This is a genomic window from Endozoicomonas sp. ISHI1 (assembly GCF_024606225.1).
Taxonomy (GTDB): Bacteria; Pseudomonadota; Gammaproteobacteria; order Pseudomonadales; family Endozoicomonadaceae; genus Endozoicomonas_A.
The window spans coordinates 1-4144 of record NZ_JAGRPU010000097.1; the positions used below are offsets into that span (position 1 = coordinate 1).

At 41.4% G+C, this 4144-nt stretch carries 2 protein-coding genes; both read right to left on the reverse strand.

Going from position 1 to position 4144, the window contains the following annotated elements; translation table 11 throughout:
• A partial coding sequence (locus tag KBW69_RS23120) for a hypothetical protein (RefSeq protein WP_257282482.1) occupies nt 1–192 on the reverse strand: 192 nt, incomplete at its 3' end.
• 540 nt (nt 193–732) lie between these two features.
• Nucleotides 733–3774 (reverse strand): hypothetical protein, encoded by a 3042-nt coding sequence (locus KBW69_RS23125; protein WP_257282483.1) that lies wholly within the window; start codon nt 3772–3774, stop codon nt 733–735.
• Nucleotides 3775–4144: the final 370 nt, after the last annotated feature.

Here is a 4144-nt window from a genome sequence, read left to right on the forward strand (position 1 = left end):
GAAAAAAAGGGATAACTTTTCGGGTGTACCAACGTCGTGTAGTACATGGTAATGGTTACCCAGCTTCAGGTGGAAATTATTGCTTTTAAACCCGGCGTAGATACCCATAAAGCGGATTTCTGGTGCGTTGTAATCTGCCTCACTCCGGGGGCCATCCTGGTAGCTGGCGGCGTGGCCTGTTTGTACCTTCATTGCAATCATGAATAGCAGCGTTAAAAAGAGAAATTTTAACAGTCTTCTGTGACAAACAAGCATAGAGTTGCCGTAGAACCCATTTGAGAAATATAATTTGTTAATCAGTTTTAACCTGTTAAATAACGATTTTTATTTATACTGATTGATTGAATTGTTCTGATCTTTATGGAACCTGAGGAAAAATAGCAGTGGGCTCAGGATGTAGCAAGAAAGGCTCTGTGTGTCGTTTGACGAATAGTTTTTAGCCTGTGACACTCATCATACCGATCAGGAGTAAATAGGTTGATGTCAGACCAGGTGGTGGATGTCGGTAATTAATGGCTTAGTCACCTTATTGATTTCAGGGTTGTGTGATTTTTGCTGTTAAATCCCTCAGTAGTGGGTTATCGAACACCCATTTACCTGGTTTCAAGGTGGGTGCAGTTTGTGGAAAAATACTGCGCGTAAACCAATCTCAATCCTTCAATTTATGCATATGGCCTTCCTTGTACTCTTAAGTGCCAGTCCAATAAGCCAGAAATGTTCGATTCAGTAGGATCAGTTATTTAATGACTTTAATATTTTTTTTTGTTCTTCAAAATGCATTAAATGAAAATCTGATTTCTGTGACTCTCCCAAAATAAGGGCAGGAGTGGTTGAGATCGAGTGAAAAAAGGCCAGCCAGTGAGCAAGATTTACATTGTACTTTTTGAATGCGTTGTTCATTGCCTCCCGGTTATCATCGTACATAACCGTTAGATCAGTAATTGCCAGAAGTGCCAAAAAAGTACTTTTCAGTGGCTCATTCTCTTCAATCTTCTTGGTCATTATCTCATCCCAGAAAAGATCCCGCTCGCTGTCATAGTTATTATTGAGCGTTTCGTAAGCCCATAAATAATAGTGAACGATGGCTGACTTTGTGCGATGTTTCTTCAAAAGAGCATTGCTTATAGCCTCATAATTTTGGTGAGATTCCAGTCGTGGAAGGTTATAAACGAATTCATCAAAACCGGTTTCAGGTTGTGGTGTTGCCTGCAGCACTTCCAACGATTTTGTATAGTCCATCCGGCTTAGCTCGTAGCTTGCAGTATTCCCTGATAGTTGTTCAATATCAGAAGCAGTTGCCCCGGATGATGTGTCCAGCACCTCTGACGTATCCAATACGAAAGCCTTGACAAGGCTTAAATACTTTTTAATGTTTTCTGGCCTGTCACTACTTTTGATTTCATTGTCGAGGCAAATACCATATTGTTTTGGTCTTTTTTTGATGGAAAAATGCCTTGTTTTTTCCAGTGGTTTCAGAAGTATTCTCTCAATACTGTCTGGATCACTTATCCTGGGAAATAACGCTTCTTCAACTTCAGGGCCATCATTGCTGAACAAAAATTGGATGTTATAGTTAACGGGGGTAATCAAAAAATGCTTTGCAATCAGTGCTGGCCAACCAGCCTGAGGTATATACAGAAGATTAAACCGTTCATCAGTAAAGACTCTGATGGCTGCTTCAGCGGCAAAACGGGCACCCAATACAGAGCTTGCTATCAGCCCGGGTAAAATTTCTGTAACAATCTTACCCGCTTCAATAAAGATCTTTTCCTTTGGTTTTTTGGGCGATGTGTATTCAATAACAGGCATAGGCATATAGGTCGATTCTGTTTGCGAGACATCAGGTGTCTCATCCTGATTATACTGATAGTGGTTGGCAAGCCGCATTAACACCAGTGATTCCAGATAACCACCATAAGGGAAGCCGAGCTGACGTGCTTTCCTGAAATGATCATGGGCACTGGCCAGAACTCTTTTGTGACCGGTTAATACTACCTGCTGGAAGTCAGGTCTTATTCTCGCCTCCAGAAGCGTCAATCCAGCCAGACAATGAAGCCAGCCTGACATTTGTAATGATTGAGAATCCATTTGTTTGTCATATTGGTTTAACCGTTGTTTTAACTTTTGATAGCCAGCTCTTTTGGCTTGCTCAATAGCAAGAAAAAAATTAATTTCTTCTCCAACTTCGAATTTTTTCAAGTTGTCACTGTGAAAGACAGCATAGTCTAAGAGTTGTGAGTCCAAATTACGTGCAATAGTGTTGAACTTGACTGGCTTATGCCATACAAAGAGCTGAAACCATTTGTCTAATTTTTTCCAACCAGCTGAATCACTCTGGAGTTTTTTTGCCATTTCTGCATTTCCACCGATGAGCGTGATAATATACCGGTGAGCCATTAAAAGAGTGTTATGCCAATACGTTGTGGTGTCCTTGGAAACCTGTTCAGGAAGTAAACCAATCAGTTTTGTCAGAAGTTGTAAGTCATGACCAAAATGAAGCGCGGTTAAGCGGGCTTGGATAGAGAAGGGAAGGGCTTTAAGATGAGGAAGAACGGGCTGGACTTCTGATTCAGTATCAACCAGATGAAAAGCGAGTTCTATAACATCAGCAATTGCCCGATTCTCAGGATTAATATCTTCATAGAGCTCCTTCTGAGTCTCTTTCAGAAATATGGAAATCTCTGAAGAGGATTCAAAGCCTAATATAGATAAGTTAATAATGTACACGGATAAATCCGTGCAATCAGAATCTATCAATTCTGATCGACCAGTAGCGAAGTACAGTATCAATTTTAAATTTGCTTTCGCATTCTTTGCCGCTTGCGCTTGCTCTTGCTCTTCCTCTTCCAGTATCGTTTCTATTGCCCGGTTTGCAGCTGCTATCGCTGTTTTTGTCGCTTTCGATTTTGTCGCAGCTATATCTAACGCTTCCTCTACCGCTTCCATTGATGCTGCTGTTAACTCTGCTTGTTCAGTTTCCGCTGCCGCTGTCACTAACGCTACTGCTGTCGTTGATACCGTTGCTATCTCTAAGGATGTCGATGCCAGAGCCCTAGCCTCTTTCGCTGCCTTTAAAGCCGCCTCAGTCACTGCCGTTTTGCCTAACGGAGCTGCTCGCGCATTCGCTGTCACTGCTGTTTGTCCATGTTGTTCGTTTGGCAGATGCTGGGTATTTGTAAATTTCTGGTCCATTTGATTTAAAACAACATCAACTGCGCCATCAGAGCCTTTTACCGGAAGCTGCTCCAGAAACTCTCTGAGTAGATGTATGGAAGGTGTTACCCTACCCGGAATATTGCTTTTCGGGTTTTTCAGGTAAGTGTCTTTATCAAAGGCCAGTTTCAGTTCGAAAGGCTTTGGAATCAGCATCAGCCACTTGAGGAATATTCCGGCCAGAACCGTTTGATTTGAGTCCGATTCTAATAAAACCTCAATAGACTGTGACACTCCGGAGAATGCAGATAAATTGGCATTAATTATGATATTAGATTTTTCTTCCATACTATGTTCAAAAAAAAGCAAGAGCATCGCGGCATAAGGGAAGTAATAATTTCGAGACGATAAAATCGTCTCTTTTATCTTTTTAGCGTTGAGTTTGACTACCGGGCTAAAGGATAACTCAATGGTTTTGTCATCATCTGACATTTTGGCTTCCAACATGGCCAGTGCCTTCAAAAAGTAGTAATAACCCATTCCCAGGTCATTTGTTGGATGTTCGCTATTTTTTAATAAAACCTTTCTGAATGCAGTGATGTGCTTTTCTACCTGACGCAAAAACTTTTCCGGGTCTTGCTGAATGGATCTGACTTCCCGAATAATATTGTCATCCAGTTGTAATAAATGCTGGATATGTATTCGTTCCTGGAAGGGTTCTGTTGATGGTCGGATACCTGACTTCAGGTTTTTTGGCTGTCTTGTTACACTTACTGCTCTTTTTGCTTTCTCAGGAGTTGCATCTCTTCCAGAGGTGAGTTGCGCCGAAGTGGTTGAAGTAGAGGAAGCCAATACTGGCACCGGAACCTCTTTGATTTGAACAAAATTCCTTGAAAGCAGTAAAGACCGGGCAAGAACCCAGTCTTTTATTAAATCGGGTCTCGATCTTTCAATCGTTTTATGGCTTATTTTGTCATGATGTTCATCGAAT